The sequence below is a fragment of the Phycicoccus duodecadis genome (genome assembly GCF_002846495.1).
In the GTDB taxonomy this organism is placed as follows: domain Bacteria; phylum Actinomycetota; class Actinomycetes; order Actinomycetales; family Dermatophilaceae; genus Phycicoccus; species Phycicoccus duodecadis.
Genome location: NZ_PJNE01000001.1, coordinates 2,640,735 through 2,657,590, shown reverse-complemented (window position 1 = coordinate 2,657,590; position 16,856 = coordinate 2,640,735). Strand labels below are relative to the sequence as shown.

The 16,856-nt window shown below is 74.1% G+C and carries 18 protein-coding genes and 1 tRNA gene; 8 read left to right on the top strand and 11 right to left on the bottom strand.

The window, feature by feature from the left end; genetic code table 11:
- Positions 1-59 precede the first annotated feature (59 nt).
- Entirely contained in the window at positions 60-1,634 is a 1,575-nt protein-coding gene (locus ATL31_RS12405) for a molybdopterin-dependent oxidoreductase (protein ID WP_101396040.1), read from the bottom strand.
- 120 nt (positions 1,635-1,754) lie between these two features.
- Here ATL31_RS12405 and ATL31_RS12400 point away from each other — a divergent pair, with 120 nt between their 5' ends.
- Entirely contained in the window at positions 1,755-2,000 is a 246-nt protein-coding gene (locus tag ATL31_RS12400; protein ID WP_101396039.1) for a hypothetical protein, read from the top strand.
- Between the two features lie 27 nt (positions 2,001-2,027).
- On the top strand, positions 2,028-3,632 hold the full coding sequence (gene purF / locus ATL31_RS12395; protein WP_101396038.1) for an amidophosphoribosyltransferase: 1,605 nt from the start codon (positions 2,028-2,030) through the stop codon (positions 3,630-3,632).
- A gap of 27 nt (positions 3,633-3,659) precedes the next feature.
- On the opposite strand, the gene ATL31_RS12390 is transcribed toward purF, so the two are convergent.
- From ATL31_RS12390 to upp, 3 genes are all read right to left on the bottom strand, one after another.
- The gene (locus tag ATL31_RS12390; protein WP_101396037.1) at positions 3,660-4,589 is read right to left on the bottom strand and encodes a PH domain-containing protein; all 930 of its coding nucleotides are present in this window, start codon (positions 4,587-4,589) and stop codon (positions 3,660-3,662) included.
- Positions 4,590-4,593: 4 nt separating this feature from the next.
- Positions 4,594-4,761, bottom strand: a complete 168-nt coding sequence (locus ATL31_RS16545) for a hypothetical protein (protein WP_170062505.1) — start codon at positions 4,759-4,761, stop codon at positions 4,594-4,596.
- A 122-nt stretch (positions 4,762-4,883) separates the two neighbouring features.
- Complete coding sequence (gene upp / locus ATL31_RS12385; RefSeq protein ID WP_101396036.1) at positions 4,884-5,525, bottom strand: uracil phosphoribosyltransferase; 642 nt, start codon at positions 5,523-5,525, stop codon at positions 4,884-4,886.
- A 52-nt stretch (positions 5,526-5,577) separates the two neighbouring features.
- Here upp and ATL31_RS12380 point away from each other — a divergent pair, with 52 nt between their 5' ends.
- The 3 genes from ATL31_RS12380 to ATL31_RS12370 all read left to right on the top strand — a co-directional run bounded on the left by ATL31_RS12380 (position 5,578) and on the right by ATL31_RS12370 (position 8,099).
- Positions 5,578-6,018 carry a nucleoside deaminase gene (locus ATL31_RS12380; protein ID WP_101396035.1) on the top strand — a complete coding sequence of 147 codons (441 nt, stop codon included), beginning with the start codon at positions 5,578-5,580 and terminating at the stop codon, positions 6,016-6,018.
- A 66-nt stretch (positions 6,019-6,084) separates the two neighbouring features.
- Positions 6,085-6,171: transfer RNA gene (locus ATL31_RS12375), tRNA-Ser, on the top strand.
- Between the two features lie 302 nt (positions 6,172-6,473).
- Positions 6,474-8,099, top strand: coding sequence for a hypothetical protein (locus ATL31_RS12370; protein WP_101396034.1), 1,626 nt, complete (start codon positions 6,474-6,476; stop codon positions 8,097-8,099).
- Here ATL31_RS12370 and ATL31_RS12365 read toward each other — a convergent pair.
- Entirely contained in the window at positions 8,090-10,297 is a 2,208-nt protein-coding gene (locus ATL31_RS12365) for a copper-transporting P-type ATPase (RefSeq protein ID WP_101396033.1), read from the bottom strand. The genes ATL31_RS12370 and ATL31_RS12365 overlap by 10 nt on opposite strands.
- Before the next feature lie 64 nt (positions 10,298-10,361).
- The gene (locus tag ATL31_RS12360) at positions 10,362-10,973 is read right to left on the bottom strand and encodes a hypothetical protein (protein WP_101396032.1); all 612 of its coding nucleotides are present in this window, start codon (positions 10,971-10,973) and stop codon (positions 10,362-10,364) included.
- 155 nt (positions 10,974-11,128) lie between these two features.
- Here ATL31_RS12360 and ATL31_RS12355 point away from each other — a divergent pair, with 155 nt between their 5' ends.
- Positions 11,129-11,785 (top strand): DedA family protein, encoded by a 657-nt coding sequence (locus tag ATL31_RS12355; RefSeq protein ID WP_101396031.1) that lies wholly within the window; start codon positions 11,129-11,131, stop codon positions 11,783-11,785.
- Positions 11,786-11,821: 36 nt separating this feature from the next.
- Positions 11,822-12,436, top strand: a complete 615-nt coding sequence (locus tag ATL31_RS12350) for a DedA family protein (RefSeq protein WP_101396030.1) — start codon at positions 11,822-11,824, stop codon at positions 12,434-12,436.
- A 10-nt stretch (positions 12,437-12,446) separates the two neighbouring features.
- On the opposite strand, the gene ATL31_RS12345 is transcribed toward ATL31_RS12350, so the two are convergent.
- Both ATL31_RS12345 and ATL31_RS12340 read right to left on the bottom strand, forming a co-directional pair.
- Positions 12,447-13,043: a LytR C-terminal domain-containing protein gene (locus ATL31_RS12345; RefSeq protein ID WP_101396029.1), complete on the bottom strand. Its 597-nt coding sequence runs from the start codon at positions 13,041-13,043 to the stop codon at positions 12,447-12,449.
- 10 nt (positions 13,044-13,053) lie between these two features.
- The gene (locus ATL31_RS12340) at positions 13,054-13,344 is read right to left on the bottom strand and encodes a type II toxin-antitoxin system VapB family antitoxin (RefSeq protein ID WP_101396028.1); all 291 of its coding nucleotides are present in this window, start codon (positions 13,342-13,344) and stop codon (positions 13,054-13,056) included.
- Between the two features lie 11 nt (positions 13,345-13,355).
- Between ATL31_RS12340 and ATL31_RS12335 the strand changes: the two genes are divergently transcribed.
- Positions 13,356-15,065, top strand: coding sequence for a helicase HerA-like domain-containing protein (locus ATL31_RS12335; protein WP_101396027.1), 1,710 nt, complete (start codon positions 13,356-13,358; stop codon positions 15,063-15,065).
- A gap of 25 nt (positions 15,066-15,090) precedes the next feature.
- Here the strand turns inward: ATL31_RS12335 and ATL31_RS12330 are convergent, their stop codons facing one another.
- From ATL31_RS12330 to ATL31_RS12320, 3 genes are all read right to left on the bottom strand, one after another.
- Complete coding sequence (locus ATL31_RS12330; RefSeq protein ID WP_101396026.1) at positions 15,091-15,522, bottom strand: hypothetical protein; 432 nt, start codon at positions 15,520-15,522, stop codon at positions 15,091-15,093.
- A 65-nt stretch (positions 15,523-15,587) separates the two neighbouring features.
- On the bottom strand, positions 15,588-15,980 hold the full coding sequence (locus ATL31_RS12325; RefSeq protein ID WP_101396025.1) for a hypothetical protein: 393 nt from the start codon (positions 15,978-15,980) through the stop codon (positions 15,588-15,590).
- A gap of 90 nt (positions 15,981-16,070) precedes the next feature.
- The gene (locus ATL31_RS12320) at positions 16,071-16,853 is read right to left on the bottom strand and encodes a DeoR/GlpR family DNA-binding transcription regulator (RefSeq protein ID WP_101396024.1); all 783 of its coding nucleotides are present in this window, start codon (positions 16,851-16,853) and stop codon (positions 16,071-16,073) included.
- Positions 16,854-16,856 lie beyond the last annotated feature (3 nt).

The window sequence follows — 16,856 nt, the reverse complement described above, 5'->3', positions numbered from 1 at the left end:
GACGGCGACGACCGGCACCGCGGGGGTGCCGGCCGTCGCCGTCGAGCAGGGGCCCGTGCTCACTCGACCGTCATGATGACGGTGTGCCAGCCCGTGGCGCCCTTCGGGAACGGGGTCTGCCGCCGTTCGGTCTGCACGGCCCCGGTCTCGTCCGTCGCACGCACCACGAGGGTGTGGCGCCCCGGCCGGGCGTCCCAGGGGAGGTACCACTGGCGCCAGTAGTCGATACCGGCGTCCGGGCCGAGCTCGGCCTCCGTCCACGCGCCGCCGTCGATCTGGACCTCGATCCTGCCGATGCCGCGCTGCTGGGCCCAGGCGACGCCGCCGATCATGGTCCGCCCGCTCTTGATGGTGCTCAGCGGGCGCGGGGTGTCGATGCGCGACTCGGTGTAGATCGGCGCGTCGGTCGCCCACTTGCGCTCGGTCCAGTACGCGACGTCCTGGGCGTAGGTCGTGGCGGTGAGGCGGGTGAGCCACTTCGTGGACCCGACGAACCCGTAGAGACCGGGGGTGACGAGGCGCACGGGGAACCCGTGCTCGACGGGGAGCGGCTTGCCGTTCATCCCGACGGCCACGAGGGCGTCCCGGTCGTCCGTCATGGCCTGCAGCGGCGTGGAGATGGTCATCCCGTCGGTGGAGGTGCTGAAGATCTGGTCGACGCCGCTCTGCACGCCGGCCCGCTCGAGCAGGGTGCGCACCGGGACGCCGAGCCAGCGGGCGCCGCCGACGTAGGAGCCGCCGACCTCGTTCGAGACGCAGGTGAGGGTGATGTCCTTCTCGATCATCGGGAGCTTGAGCAGCTCCTCGTAGGTGAGCGTGAAGGGCTTGTCGACCTGCCCGTCGATGGTCAGCTGCCACCCGGCCGTGCTGACCCGGGGGACGACGAGGGCGGTGTCGATCCGGTAGAACTCGGCGTTGGGCGTCCGAAAGGAGCTCACACCACGCACCATCTCCTCCAACCCCTGGGGGAGCGGCTCGAGGGTGGTCGCGGGGGTGGGCAGCACGACGTCGGCCGAGCTGCCCCGGCCGGCGAGGGCCTGACCCACACCGCCACCGGCGGCGGCCACGGCACCGAGGCCGGCGGCCGCCACGATGACGGTGCGGCGGGCGCTGGTGCCGTCGGCGGCGGCCGTGCGGGCGGCGTCGGCCCCGGTGGCGGTCGCGGGGGCACCCACCCGGTCGAGGCGGCCGAGGAGGAACTGCGTGCCGAGGACTCCCACGGCGGCGGTGAAGAGGCCCGGGATGATGTCGACGGGCTGGCTGGTGGGCCGGAAGGCCGCAGCGGCCATGGCCAGCAGGGCCAGGACGCCGATCAGGACGAGCCCGAGGCTGCGCCGGGTACGCGCGAGGACGCCGATGAGCGCGGCGGCCAGGAGGGTGACGATCGCGACCGACCCGATGAGGATGGCCTTGTCGTTGGTGCCGAAGTTGGCGACCGCCCACTCCTTGACCGGGGTGGGGGTGGCGTCGATGACCGTCGAGCCGACCGCGAGGACGGGGGAGGACTCGGGGGAGACCAGGCCCGCTACGAGGTGCCCCACGCCGGCGCCGGCGGCGGTGGCCAGGAGCGTGCCGGCGGCGTACCAGGCGCGGCCCGGTCGATGCCCGACAGAGGTCTGCGGTGTGGTGGTCATGTCGAGTGTTCGGAGCGAAACCCCTTCCCGGATGGGGCGGTCCGCCCGCCGACCTGGGTGGTCGCGCGGGGGAGGGGTATCGGGCTGGGCCCAGGGGGCGGCGTGGCCTACCGTAGTCGTGTGACTACGGCGCGCGGCCCCCGCTTCCTCCCCTTCATCCTCACGGGAGCGGTGCTCGGCTTCCTCGTCGGCGCCTTCGTCGCGACCACCGGCCGGTTCGAGGACACCGGCTCGGTCCTGGCCCAGCAGGGGTCCTACACGCCCACCGCCGCCATCGGCTACCTCGGCCTGCTCGCGGCCGCCCTCTTCGGCCTCGCCGCGGCCCTGGTGGCGCTGGCGGTCGACTGGTGGTCCCGCCGGGGCTGACCCGCCCGCTGTGGGAGACTGGCGCACGTGCCACGCGGAGACGGACGCCTCAGCCACGACCTGCTTCCCGGTGAGAAGGGTCCCCAGGACGCCTGCGGGGTCTTCGGGGTCTGGGCCCCCGGTGAGGACGTCGCCAAGCTCACCTACTACGGCCTCTACGCGCTGCAGCACCGCGGCCAGGAGTCGGCCGGCATCGCGACCTCCGACGGCCAGCGCCTCCTGGTCTACAAGGACATGGGCCTGGTCTCGCAGGTCTTCGACGAGCGCTCGCTGGCCTCCCTGCGCGGGCACCTCGCGGTGGGGCACTGTCGCTACTCGACCACCGGCGGCTCGACCTGGGAGAACGCCCAGCCCACGCTCGACGGACACGCCGGCAGCACCGTGGCGCTGGCGCACAACGGCAACCTCATCAATACCGCCGAGCTGCGCGACCGGCTGGCGGGGCGGCGGGTCGAGGGCCAGCGCGGCGAGCTCGCGCGCGGCAACACCACCGACACCGCCATCGTCACCGCCATGCTGGCCGAGGACCCCGACCGCACCGTCGAGGCGGCCGCGCTCGAGGTGCTGCCGCTGCTGCGTGGCGCCTTCTGCTTCGTGTTCATGGACGAGCACACCCTCTACGCCGCGCGCGACCCGCAGGGCTTCCGGCCGCTGGTGATCGGGCGGCTCGAGCGCGGCTGGGTCGTGGCGTCCGAGACCGCGGCTCTCGACATCGTCGGTGCCTCGTTCGTCCGCGAGGTCGAGCCCGGCGAGATGATCGCCATCGACGAGGACGGGCTGCGCTCGCAGCGCTTCGCCGCCGCCGTCCCCCACGGCTGCGTCTTCGAGTACGTCTACCTGGCGCGGCCCGACACCACCATCGCCGGGCGCGGCGTGCACGAGGCGCGGGTCGAGATGGGCCGCCGGCTGGCCCGCGAGCACCCGGTCGAGGCCGACATGGTGATGCCGACGCCCGAGTCGGGCACCCCGGCCGCCATCGGCTACGCGCAGGAGTCGGGCATCCCGTACGGCCAGGGCCTGGTCAAGAACTCCTACGTCGGGCGCACCTTCATCGCCCCGTCGCAGACCATCCGCCAGCTCGGTATCCGGCTCAAGCTGAACCCGCTGCGCGACGTCATCAAGGGCAAGCGGCTCGTGGTGGTCGACGACACCATCGTGCGCGGCAACACCCAACGGGCGCTGGTGCGGATGCTGCGCGAGGCCGGCGCCGCCGAGGTGCACGTGCGCATCTCGGCCCCCCCGGTGCAGTGGCCGTGCTTCTTCGGTATCGACTTCCCCACCCGCGCGGAGCTCATCGCCACCGGCCTCGGGGTCGAGGAGGTCTGCAACTCCATCGGCGCCGACAGCCTCGGGTACATCTCCGAGGAGGGGATGGTCGCCGCCACCGAGCAGCCCAAGGAGCGGCTGTGCACGGCGTGCTTCAGCGGCACCTACCCGGTGGCGCTGCCCGACGACGGCCGGCTCGGCAAGGGCGTGCTCGAGCTCGAGCTGCCCCTCGAGGGCGGCCCCGAGGGTCGCGCGGTGGGCCAGCGGCACCCCTCGCGGCAGGTGGCCGTGGCCGGCGTCCTGGACGTCGACGGTGTACCCACGGCGTCGGCCGGGGGCGCCGACGACGCCGTGCTCCGCCCCTGACGGACCCCCTCCGTCGCGGCCCGGCGGTCAGCGCCGGTCGACCCAGTCGCGCGGCGGGTACAGCGGGATCTCGCGCACCCGGCCGCCGCCGTCCGGCCCGCCCTCGTCGTCGCGGCCCGGGTCCTCGTCGCCGGCCCGCACGACGGGTATCTCGCCGGTGTCGCCCAGCCGGCGCGGCGCGCCGAGGTTCGAGCTGCGATACCAGGTCTCGGGGCGCACCGTCGGCGGGTGCCCGGCCGGCGACACGTCGACGCCACCGCTGCCGGGGTCGGACGGGGGCGGGCCGAGGTCGTCACCCGGGCCGCCGTCGTCCCAGCCGTCGTCGTCCTCGTCGCGGCGCCGCCGCCGGGGGGAGATGCGGGGCCAGCCGCGCCCGCCGTGCTCGTCACGTCGCCGGGGCTTCTCGCCGAAGATCTCGGAGTTGAGCGCCGCGCTCACCTGGTCGGGCTCGGGGACGTAGGTGAGGTCGCGGATCGCCTGCTGCTGCCCGGCGCTCTCGATGATGATGGTGCCGAAGCCCAGCAGCTCGCCCGCCAGGCTGCGGCGGTAGGTCATGTCGGTGACCTTGGTCAGCCGCATCATCGGCACGCTGAGGTCGAGGAACCCCTCGTGCTTGAGGATGCGCTTGTTGGTGGCCACGAACCAGCGGTAGCGACGCTCGAGCTCCATCCAGCCGAGCCGGGCCAGCCCCACCAGCAGCACCACGGTGGCGACGTCGATGAAACGCGGCGTGGCCTGCACCCGGAAGACCAGCCACCACCACACCCACGCGGCCACCAGCGGCCAGACCGTCTGGCGCCACAGGACCATCGGGTGCTGGCGGGTGCGGATGACGATCCGCTCCCCTTCGGCGAGCTGACGCAGCAGGCTGGTGCGCACCCGGCGCGGCATCACCGACAGGTCTGCCTCGACCGTGTCGGGGGTCCCGTCGTGGACGACGGCGCCCTGCCGCCCCACGGGGTCAGCCCTTCAGGAGGCTGTCGAAGAACTTCCCGATGTTGGAGACGCCGTTCGTGATGACGTTCCAGGCCGCGCCGAAGATGTTGGCCGCCTCGGTGGGGGAGGTCAGGATCGCGTAGAGCAGGAAGATGACGAGGAGCCACAGGACGATCTTCTTGATCGGCGGCATGGCTCACGTCCTCCTGCAACGCGGCGCACCCGATGCACGCCTCGACTCATGATCGTCCCAGAGGTGACGGATGTGACGGATGAGGCGGTGCGGCGTGGCGTGTCGCGGTCCGCCCCGGCGGCCTACTCGGCGAGGCCGTAGAGACGGTCGCCGGCGTCGCCGAGCCCCGGCACGATGTAGCCGAGCTCGTTGAGCCTCTCGTCGATGGCGCCGGTGACGAGGGTGACCGTGGCCGACAGCGGGTCGACGGACTCGCCGAGGTGCGCGACGCCCTCGGGCGCCGCCAGCAGGCAGACCGCCGTGATGTCGTCGGCGCCGCGCTCGGCCAGGTAGTGGATCGCGTCGGCCATCGAGCCGCCGGTGGCCAGCATCGGGTCGAGCACGTAGACCTGGCGGCCGGTGAGGTCGTCGGGGAGCCGGTTGGCGTAGGTGATGGCCTCGAGGGTCTCCTCGTTGCGCTGCATCCCGAGGAAGCCGACCTCGGCGCTGGGCAGCAGGCGCACCATCCCCTCGAGCATCCCGAGGCCGGCCCGCAGGATGGGGACGATCAGCGGCTTGGGGTTGGAGAGCTTGATGCCCGTGGTGGGGGCCACGGGGGTGCGGATCTCGAAGGGCTCGACGCGCACCTCGCGGGTCGCCTCGTACGCCAGGAGCGTCATGAGCTCCTCGGCCAGGCGCCGGAAGGTGGGGGAGTCGGTCCGCTCGTCCCGGAGGTAGGTCAGCTTGTGGGCGATGAGCCGGTGGTCCGGGTTGATCACGCGCATGGGTGAAACTTAGCGCGTGCCCTTCCCGCCCGATCCCCTCGACGAGGCCCGGATGCGGCACGCCCTCGCGCTCGCCAAGCGGGCCCCGGCCACGGGTGACGTGCCGGTGGGGGCGCTCGTGGTCGGGCCGTCGGGCGAGGTGCTGGGCGAAGGGTGGAACGTGCGCGAGGCCGAGGGTGACCCCACCGGGCACGCCGAGGTCGTGGCGCTGCGCGCCGCCGCCCGGACGCTCGGGGAGTGGCGCCTCGAGGGCTGCCAGCTCGTGGTCACGATGGAGCCGTGCCCGATGTGCGCCGGCGCGCTGCTGCTGGCGCGGGTGGTGCGGGTGGTCCTGGGCGCCTGGGACCCCAAGCTCGGGGCCTGCGGGTCGGTGTGGGACCTGCCGCGCGACCGTCGCTCGACCCACCGGGCCGAGGTGGTCGGCGGCGTGCTCGAGCCGGAGTGTGCGGCTCTGGTCAGGGACTTCTTCGGCGGCCAGCGCAACCCCGGCTGAGCGGTATCACCCGTCGTCCGGCCACCGAATTTCCGGGCGGGGTGGTGCTCCGGTAGCCTCTCCGGCGGTGGCGTGTCCGAGCGGCCGAAGGAGCACGCCTCGAAAGCGTGTGACGGGGCAACCCGTCCGTGGGTTCAAATCCCACCGCCACCGCCGACCGCCGGTTCGAGCCTCAGGGCTCGGACCGGCGTTCTCGTGCCTCGTCCCGCCCGAGAGCTCCTGCCGGACGGCGTCGATCCGAGGGAGAGGACGGCCGAGAGTACGGCGCGCGTTTCGGCCAGAACACCCGCGCGGTCACGCTGATGGCGCGGAAGTCCGCTCCTGACATGGATATGTCCGCGCCATCGAAGGACTTCCCCGTCATCACTGTGACGGAGCGCCCCGGGAGCCCGCGACCCGGGGCGCTTTCGTGTCGGCGGGCGGCAGGGGATGTCGGGGCGGGCACAATCCTCACCGTGTCCGACGCCCGTCCCCGCACCGGTCAGCCGCGGAACCAGTGGCTGCTGATGCAGCCCCCGGTCTGGGTGCCGTTCGCCTGGTGGGCCCTCCTGGCCGGGTCGGTCATCGCGAGCACGGCCGGAGACCCGGGCGCCGTCTGCTCGGTCGAGGCGCCACGCCCCCCTGACGCCGTCTTCCCGATGGTGGTCGCCCTCATGGGCATCGCTGCGCTCGCCTTCTGGTGGCAGCCGGTGGCTGCGCTGGTCGCGGGGCTCGGCGCCGGCATCCTCAGTGCGCTGTTCGACCCGAGCGAGCCAGGCCGGTACGCCGGCGTCGTGCTCGCTGTCGCCTCGACGGGAGGCGTCGCGGTCCTTCGGGCCCTGCGTGCCCGCCAGGCGCAGGTCGCCGACGCGGGGGCGGACGGCGGCCGAAGCGCCACTGCCGCTGTCCCGGCCACCGGCCGCCGGGTGCGCCGTCGCGGCTGGGCCGCCGTGGTCGTCCCCGGCGTCGGCGCCGTCGGGCTTCTCCTGGTCGCCGGCTCCGTCGTCGGGTACCAGGTCCAGACGGCTCAGGAGCAGGCCCACGTGGAGCGCGCCGAGCCGACCAGGGCCCGCGTCGTGTCGCCGCCGGACGACGGCTACCAGCAGCTGTTCCAGCTCGAAGCCGGTCCTCGCGCCGGTCAGCGGGTGAGCATCGAGGTGACCGACGAGCTCGACCGGGGCAGCGAGCGGGTGGTCCTGCTGGACCCCGAGGACCCGACCTGGTCGGCTCTCGCCAGCGAGCCGCACGGGTACACCTTCTGGTTCGGCTGGGTGGTCCTCGGCGTCTTCGTGGCCGCGTGGGCCGTGGTCCAGGTAGTCGCCAGAGGTCGGGCCGCGCGCCGGACCCACGCGCCGGCGCTGCACCGCGTGCGGATCGCCCACGGCGACGAGGCCGGGATCGTGCTCGCCGGCAGTGCCCAGCCCGTGGGATGGGTGCGGCTCGGCTCCGGCGGGGATCCGGGATCGCCCCGAGGCGGAGCCGTGGTCGCCGGGGTCCGCGGCCCGGTGGCCGACGGCAGCTGGCTCAGCATCGAGACGGACTCCGGCCCGCTGCCCGTCGTGGGACCGCTGCGCGCCGCGCACCGCTGGCGTGACCTGGAGCTCGGCGCCCACCCCCGGATGGGTGCCGCGCTCGAGCGGGCCCCGGTGGTCGGTACGGTCCTGCGCCTGCTGTTCTTCGGCGCGCTCGGTGGCGTCCTCCTGTGGTTCTCGGTCGGCCAGGTCGGACCCACGTGGGACGCGGCCCAGGGCCGAGGCGTCCAAGGGACCTTCACCGTCACGTCCGAGGACTGCAGCGGACGGGGCCCCTGTGCCCACTACGGCGACTTCCGCAGCGCGGACGGCCGGCTCTCGTTCACCGACGTCGAGATCGTCGGGGACTCCGCCGGTGTCGGTCGGTCCGTCCCCGCCCTGTACGAAGGACAGGGCGAGGCCCCGGACGAGGTGTTCGCTCCGGGCTGGGCCGCCCTGACCGAGAACGCGTTCTACCTCGCCATCGGCCTGGGCTGCTTCCTGGAGCCCCTCCAGCGGCTCGTCGGCGGGTTCGTCGTGCGCCGACGGCCGGCGACCGGGCGGCACAGCCGCGGCCCCACTCAGAAGTGACGTGCCCGCAGCCGGAGCGCGTTGCCGATGACGCTGACCGACGACAGCGCCATCGCCGCCGCCGCGATCATCGGTGAGAGCAGCAGGCCGAAGGCCGGGTAGAGGACGCCGGCCGCGACGGGGATGCCGGCCACGTTGTAGACGAACGCGAAGCCCAGGTTCTGCCGGATGTTCGCCATGGTGGCCTCCGACAGCCGCCGCGCGCGCAGGATGCCGGTGAGGTCGCCGCGCAGGAGGGTGATGCCGGCGCTCTCGATCGCCACGTCGGTGCCCGTGCCCATGGCCAGACCCACGTCCGCCGCGGCCAGGGCGGGCGCGTCGTTGACCCCGTCACCCGCCATGGCCACCACGCGGCCCTCACGGCGCAGGCGCTGGACGATGTCGGCCTTGTGGTCGGGCAGCACCTCGGCCTCCACGTGGTCGATGCCGAGCCGGCGGGCCACCGCCTCGGCGGTCACGCGGTTGTCGCCGGTGAGCATCACCACCTGGATCCCCTCGGCCCGCAGCGAGCGCACCGTCTCGGGCGTCGTCTCCTTCACCGGGTCGGCGATCGCCAGGATCCCCGCCACCTGGTCGTCGACCCCCGCGAGGACCACGGTCGCGCCCTCGCCGCGCAGTGCGTCGGCGCGGGAGGTGAACGCGCTCGGGTCGAGGCCCGCCCCGGCCAGGAACGCCGCGTTGCCGACGCGGACGGTACGGCCCTCGACCGTGCCGACCACCCCCTGGCCGGGCGGGGCGTCGAAGTCGGAGACCTCGGGCACGGTCAGGCCGGCGTCGCGCGCCGCCGCGACGACGGCGGCGGCCAACGGGTGCTCGGAGGACCGTTCGACGGCCGCCACGAGGCGCAGCAGCTCGGTGCGGTCGACCCCCTCAGCCGTGACGACCTCCGTCGCGGACGGGCGACCCTCGGTGAGCGTCCCGGTCTTGTCGACGACGAGGGTGTCGACCTTCTCCATCCGTTCGAGGGCCTCGGCGTTCTTGACGAGGACGCCGAGGCCGGCCCCGCGGCCCACCCCGACCATGATCGACATCGGCGTCGCCAGACCCAGGGCACAGGGGCACGCGATGATGAGGACGGAGACGGCCACGACCAGGGCGTGGGCCAGGCGCGGGTCGGGCCCGACCAGGCCCCAGACGGCGAACGCGACGACGGCCGCGACGATGACCGCCGGCACGAACCAGGCCGCCACCTGGTCGGCCACCCGCTGGATGGGCGCGCGCGAGCGCTGGGCCTCGGCGACCATCTGCACGATCCGCGCCAGCATGGTGTCGCGGCCGACCTGCTGGGCCCGCACGACGAGCGAGCCGGTCTGGTTGATGGTGCCGCCGATGACGGTGTCGCCGCCGGCCTTCGTGACCGGCATCGACTCGCCGGTGACGAGGGACTCGTCGAGGGTGGAGCGGCCGTCCTCGACCACGCCGTCGACGGGGACCTTCTCGCCCGGCCGGACCCGGAACCGGTCGCCGACGGACACCAGGTCGAGCGTGACGTCGTGCTCGGAGCCGTCCTCGTCGATGCGGCGGGCGGTGTCGGGGGTGAGGTCGAGCAGCGCGCGGATGGCGCCCGAGGTCTGCTCGCGGGCACGCAGCTCGAGGACCTGGCCGAGGAGGACCAGGGTGGTGATGACGGCCGCCGCCTCGAAGTAGACCGCGACCGCCCCGTCCATCCGGAAGGCGTCGGGGAAGAGGCCCGGGGCGACGGTCGCCACCACGCTGAACAGCCACGCGACGCCGGTCCCCATGGCCACGAGCGTGAACATGTTCAGCTGCCGGGTCCGCACGGAGGTCCAGGCCCGCTGGAAGAACGGCCACCCGCCCCAGAGCACGACCGGGGTGGCCAGCAGCAGCTGGACCCACGCCGAGGTGCGCGCCGGGAGCGCGTCGTGGAGGGCGGGGACGAGGTCGCCGCCCATCCCGAGCGCGAGGACGGGCACCGAGAGGACCACGCCGACCCGGAAGCGGCGCGTCATGTCGGTGAGCTCGTGGCTCGGCGCCGTGTCGGCGGTGACCTGGACCGGCTCGAGCGCCATCCCGCAGATCGGGCACGGTCCCGGGCCGGAGCGGCGGATCTCGGGGTGCATGGGGCAGGTCCACTCGGACGTGTCCGTGCCGGCGGCCGGGGGGCGGGGCGCCTCGTGGGCGGCGTCCGTGAGCGCGGTCGCGACGGCATGGTGAGCGTGGTGGGCGTGGTCATCCATGCCTCCAGGGTGTACCCCAGGGGGGTATAGCGTCAAGTCGTCCCCGACGTCGCGCTCGGGCCGCTCAGCGGACGTCGAGCTCCTGGTACATCCCGTTCGCGTAGTGGTTCTCGAGGTTGCACACCAGCTCGTAGCGGGCGGGGGCGAGCGAGAGCGTCACCCATCCCACCGCACCGGACGCGATGCCCTCCCCGCCGCCGGCCGCGCACGACGCCGAGGCCTCCCCGACGCTTCCGTCCTCGGGGACGCGCCCGTCCGCGCCCGGCACGCGGCGACCCGCGGGGGCGCCGTCGGGCAGGGGGAGGACGACGAGCTCGTGGGCCCGCCATCCGCGGTTCTCGGCGACCAGGGACACCGGGCCGGCCGGGACCGAACGGGACGACGCGACGAGCCGCATCGGGGAGCCCATGGGGGCGACGCCACCGACGGCGCGCATCATGCCCATGTCCATGAGGAAGACCCGGACGGTGGTCCCCGGCAGCGTCGCCGGCGCGGGGCACGAGAGCCGCGCGTCGTGGTAGCGGCCGTCGCCGCGCAGCATCCCACCGGACGATCCGTCGTCCCCGCCCATCATCCCGCCGCCGAGCTCGGACGACCCGCACCCCGAGAGCAGGAGGGCGGTCGACGCCGCGAGGACGGCGAGGGTGCGCCGGTGGGGGGAGCGGGAGGTCGTCATGCACCCAGCGCACCATCCCTCGTGGCGGGCCGACAGGGGCGAAGGTCACCCTCGGCCGGGGTGGGCGCCCGTCGGGGTGTCGTGGGTCACCCATCCGGAGCCGCCGCCACGACGAACCACAGGTCGCCCACAGCCCCCGGCCCGAGAGTCATCCCATGGACACGGTCGTCTCCCTCCTGCTCGCCGAGCCGGCCTGGGTCGTGTACGCCGTCGTGGGGATCGTGGTCCTGCTCGAGGGCGCCCTGCCGGCGGGGATCCTGCTGCCGGGGGAGGCCACCGCCCTCGCCGGCGGTGCCTCGGTCGCCCTGGGGCGCACCGACCTGGTCCCGATGGTGCTGGTCGTCGTGGCGGCCGCCGTGGTCGGCGACGGCCTGGGCTTCCGGATGGGGCGCTCCACCGGCCCCTGGCTCCTGCGCAGCCGGATGTTGCGCTCGCGGCGCGCCCGCCTCGAGCGCCTGCGCGACGGCATGGCCCGGCGCGGCCCGTTCTCGCTGGTGGCCGCCCGGTGGACGGCCTTCGTGCGCACCATGGTCCCGGCGCTGGCGGGCGCGTCCGGGATGTCGTACCGCCGCTTCGTGGTGTGGAACGGGCTCGGGGCCGTCACCTGGGGCGCCACGAGCGTCGTGCTCGGCGCCCTGGCCGGCCGCTCGTACGCCGAGGTGCAGGGCTGGCTCGGCGGTGGGGGAGCGCTCCTGCTCGGCCTGGCCCTGGCCGGGGGCGCCCTCGTGGCGCTGCACCGGCGCCGGGTCGCCGTGGCCGCCGCCCGGTTCGGCGCCGACGCGCCCGTGGCCGACGTCGTCCTGGCCGCCTGACCCCCGGCGCACAGGGTCGCGGGGGAGGATGACCGGGTGAGCGGACTCCTCGAGCAGATCCTCGGCCAGCCGGCCTGGGTCGTCTACGTCGTCGTCGGGCTGGTCGTCTTCGTCGAGGACGCCCTCTTCGTCGGCTTCGTCGTGCCGGGGGAGACGGCGGCCATCCTCGGCGGCGTGACGGCCGCCATCGGCCACACCAGCGTGGTGTGGATGGCGGTCCTCGTGGTCGCCATGGCGATCATCGGCGACAGCGTGGGGTACGAGGTGGGGCGCCATCTCGGGCCGCGGCTCGTCGAGCTGCGGATGCTGCACCGCTTCCGCCCGCGCATCGAGTCGGCGCAGGAGTTCCTCGTACGCCGCGGGCCGGTGGCGGTGTTCCTCTCCCGCTGGACGGCGTTCCTGCGGGCGGTGACGCCGGCCCTGTCGGGCGCCTCCAAGCTGCCCTACCCGGTGTTCCTGCGCTGGAACGCGCTCGGCGGCCTGGCCTGGGGCCTCGCGACGGTGGTCGGCGGGTACCTCGCGGGTCACTCCTACCAGCGGCTGGAGGCGTGGCTCGGCACCGGGTCGCTCGTGGTCGTCGGGGTGGTCGTCGTCGTCGCGGTGGGGGTCCACCTCTTCCGCAAGCGCTCGGCCGCGGGGGCCGTCTCCTGACCCGGACGGGTCAGGACGCCGAGGGCGACGGGGACGTCGGTGATGCCGGGGTCGTGGGCGAGCTCGACGGGGCAGGGCACATCGGCAGCGCCCCCTCGGTGGCCGGGGCGCTCTCGGGCCGCAGCGCCCGGTAGCCGCTGCCCAGCACGACGTCGACGCTGGTGTCCTTGCGGGCGTCGCGGACGGAGGTCGTGCCGCGGGGCATGGCGGTGAGGACCAGCTGGGCGGCGGCCTGGCCCTGGGGGCCGTAGCGCAGCTCGACGATGCGCGGCACCGGCCGGTCAGTGGGGTCGTTGGCCACCTTTCCGAGCGCGTAGCCCCGCTCGGCGAGGAGCTTCGAGGTGCTGCCCGCGAGCCCCGGGCGCGTCGTGGCGTTGTAGACGTTGACGGTGACCTCGTCGGGGGTCAGGGCCGGGGCCACGTAGGGCGTGCAGGTGGCAGCCGGAGGCCGCGCGGCCCGCGCGTTCTCGTCGGCCTGGTAGTAGCTGAGGCCGTACCAGAAGGCGAAGAACAGCCCGAGGACCAGGACGCCCAGCGTGATGAGCGCGCGCCGCTGGCGGGCCCGCTTCTCGAGGGACGCGGGCGACTCGGTCGTGTACTCGCTCATCGGGCCCGGCCTAGAGGGTCAGGACGCGGGCGTGGAGGGTCGGGCGCTGGTGCAGGGCGGCCCGCAGGGCGCGGTGCAGGCCATCCTCCAGATAGAGGGTCTCCTGCCACTCGACGACGTGGGCGAACAGGTCGCCGTAGAAGGTGGAGTCCTCCGCCAGCAGCTGCTGCAGGTCGAGCTCCCGCTTGGTCGTGACGAGCTCGTCGAGGCGGACCAGGCGCGGGGGCACGCCGGACCACTGGCGCCCCGTGTACCCGTGGTCGGGGTAGGGGCGGTGGTCGCCGACGGCCTTGAAGATCACGTCACCACTCTATGGGGGAGCACGCGGCCGGGTCGGCTGCGAAACCCCGGGCGGGGGCTAGATTGGCGCTCGTGAGCGAGAGCAGCGACACCACCCTCATCGACGAGATCCGCAGCGGCTACGCCTTCGAGGGGGCGGCCCTCGAGTTCGGGGCCGCCGTGCTCGACGGCACCGCCCATCCCGACGCGGTGGTCCGCATCCCCCTGTCGGCGATGAACCGCCACGGGCTGGTCGCCGGCGCCACCGGCACCGGCAAGACCAAGACGTTGCAGCTGATGGCGGAGCAGCTCGCCGCCCAGGGCGTGCCCGTGTTCCTGGCCGACGTCAAGGGCGACCTGTCGGGGATGGCGACGCCCGGTGAGGCCAGCGACCGGGTGACCGCACGGAGCCAGGACGTGGGGATGACCTGGCAGCCGACCTCCTTCCCGGTCTCGTTCTACGCCCTGGGCGGCCTCGGCAAGGGCGTGCCGGTGCGGGCCTCGGTCACGACCTTCGGCCCCACCTTGCTGGCGAAGGTGCTGGGGCTCAACGAGACCCAGGAATCGAGCCTCGGGCTGGTCTTCCACTACGCCGACCAGAACGGCTACTTCCTCGACACCCTGGCCGACCTGCGCGCCGTCGTGCAGCACCTGACCTCCGACGAGGGCAAGGCCGAGCTCAAGGAGCTCGGCGGCCTCTCGTCGGCCACCGCCGGCGTCATCCTGCGCGAGCTCATCACCTTCAGCGACCAGGGGGCCGACGCGTTCTTCGGGCTGGCCGAGTTCGACACCTCGGTGCTGCTGCAGACCGCGGCCGACGGGCGGGGCACGGTGTCGATGCTCGAGCTGCCCGCCGTCCAGGACCGGCCGGCGCTGTTCTCGACCTTCCTGATGTGGTTGCTGGCCGACCTCTTCCACGACCTGCCCGAGGTCGGCGACGTGGACAAGCCGAAGCTGGTGTTCTTCTTCGACGAGGCGCACCTGCTGTTCAACGACGCCAGCAAGGACTTCCTCGACGCCATCCAGCAGACGGTGCGCCTCATCCGCTCCAAGGGCGTCGGCATCTTCTTCGTGACGCAGTCGCCCAAGGACGTGCCCCCCGACGTGCTGGCCCAGCTCGGTAACCGGGTGCAGCACGCCCTGCGCGCCTTCACCCCCGACGACGCCGCGGCCCTGAAGGCGGCGGTCAAGACCTACCCGCACACCGCCTACGACCTCGAGGAGCTCCTCACCACGCTCGGCACCGGCGAGGCGGTCGTCACCGTGCTGTCCGAGAAGGGTGCCCCGACGCCGGTCGCGTGGACCCGGATGCGGGCGCCCCAGTCGCTGATGGCACCCTCGCCCGACGCCACCATCGACGCCGCGGTGGCCGCGTCCCCCCTCCTGGCCACCTACGGGCAGCCGGTCGAGCGCGACTCGGCCTTCGAGATGCTCGACCGTGCCGCCTCCGAGCGGGTCAAGGCCGACGAGGCCGCGAAGGCCGCGCAGGAGAAGGCGAAGGCCGACGAGGCGGCGGCCGAGGAGGCCGCGAAGGCGCAGGCGGCGGCCGAGAAGGCGGCGGCCAAGGAGCGCGAGACGGCCGCCAAGGCGCAGGCCGCGGCCGAGCGCAAGCAGGCGAGCGAGCCCGGCGTCGTGCAGCAGGTCGTCACGTCGTCGGCGTTCCGCTCCGTGCTGCGCTCGGCGGGCACCGTGCTGGGCCGCGAGATCACCCGGTCGATCTTCGGGACGACGCGCCGCCGCTGACGAGGTGAGCCGCTGAGCCGTCCGGCTACGGGCCCGAGCCCCCGCCGACGAGGCGCCATCCTCCGCCGGTGCGCTCGAGGCTGTAGAACCAGGTCGTCTCGCCGCCCGGCAGCGTGTCGTCCCCGCCCTCGGTGACCAGCACGGTGGCGTACGTGACGTGGTCGGGCGCCGGTGTGGCCGCGGGCTCGGTCACCCTCGCCGACGAGACCCGGACGTCCCCGCAGAGGTCGCCGCTGCCGCGGGCGAAGGCGCCGGTGGACAGGGCCCGGGCGGCGTCGCAGTCCCCGGCCTCGAGGGCGCGCAGGTAGGCGTCGAGCACGACGCGAGCCGGGGCGTCCGCCGGGGGTTCCTTGGCGCCGTCGGCCCCGCGGACCCCGCAGCCGGTGAGGGTGGGCACCGCCAGCACGAGGGCAGCCGCCCAGGCCGCCCGCGACCCGCCCTCACGCCCCGGTCCCATCCGCCGAGTGTCCCGACCCCGTGGGACGGCGTCAACGGGTCGGGCCCTCCGACCGCAGGGCGCGCTCAGAGGGCGAGGACGGCTTTGGCGTAGGCGCACTCGAGGTCGGCGTCGGTGACCGACGCCTCGGCCTCCGGCTCGGGCTCGAACCAGACCTCCCAGCCGTCGTCGGTGCGCCGCACGCTGGTCAGCCGGCTCCCGACCAGCTCGCGCAGCTGGTCCTCGCGCGGCAGCCACAGCGCCTGGTCGAGGGTCACCGAGTCGAGCGCCCACTCGGTGGTGCCGTTGAACCCGAGCAGGGACTGGCCCTTGTAGTGGTGCACCTCGACGGTGAGGTCGCTCACCCAGAACACGTCACCGGTGAGCAGCTCGGCGTCGATGACGAAGCGGTCACCGGGAGCGGGCTCCCAGAGCACCCCGGCGGCGGAGAGGGCCCGGGCGAGCTCGACGCTGATCATCCCGCCATCCTGCTGCACCGCCGGTCTCCCGTGCCCGCCACGCAGCGACCGGGGTTCCTCGGCGTGCAGGGACCGCCCGTCCGCGGGGGCTCAGCCGCCGGGGGCGAGGTCGGCCAGGACGACCTGGTCGACCGACTCCGCCAGCATGTCCCGGGTCCTGGCCGGCGTGCGGCCGTCGGTGATCAGGGTGTCGACGTCGGCCAGCCGCAGGAAGGTCGACAGACCGACGATCCCGAACTTGGTGTGGTCGGCGAGGACGCACACCGTCCGGCTCGCGGCGACCAGCGCCCGGTTCGTCTCGGCCTCCACGAGGTTCGGGGTCGTGAGGCCCGCCGTACGGTCGATCCCGTGGGCGCCGAGGAACAGCCGGTCGACGTGCAGGCCCTGCAGCGCCCCGACCGCGACCGGCCCGACGAGCGCGTCGGAGGGAGTGCGGACCCCTCCGGTCAGGACGACGACGTGCCCGGAGGCCGACTCGTGCAGGAGCTGGGCGACGGGGACGGAGTTGGTCACGACGGTCAGCTGCGGGAGGTGCCGGATCGCGGCCGCCAGCTCGTAGGTCGTGGTGCCGGCCGAGATGCCGATCGTGGCCCCGGGCCGCACGAGGCGGGCCGCGGCGGCGGCGATGGCGCGCTTCTCCTCGATCATGAGCGAGGACTTGGCGCTGAAGCCCGGCTCGTCGGCGGCCCGGGGGCGGGCCGCCACGGCACCCCCGTGGACGCGCTCGAGGCGGCCCTCGGAGTCGAGCCGCTCGATGTCGCGGCGCACCGTCATGTCGGAGACCCCGAGGCGGTCGACGAGGTCGGAGACGCGCGCCGCCCCGGTCTCCTCGACGAAGGCGACGATGGCGGCCCGACGCTGGCTCGCCAGCACGGC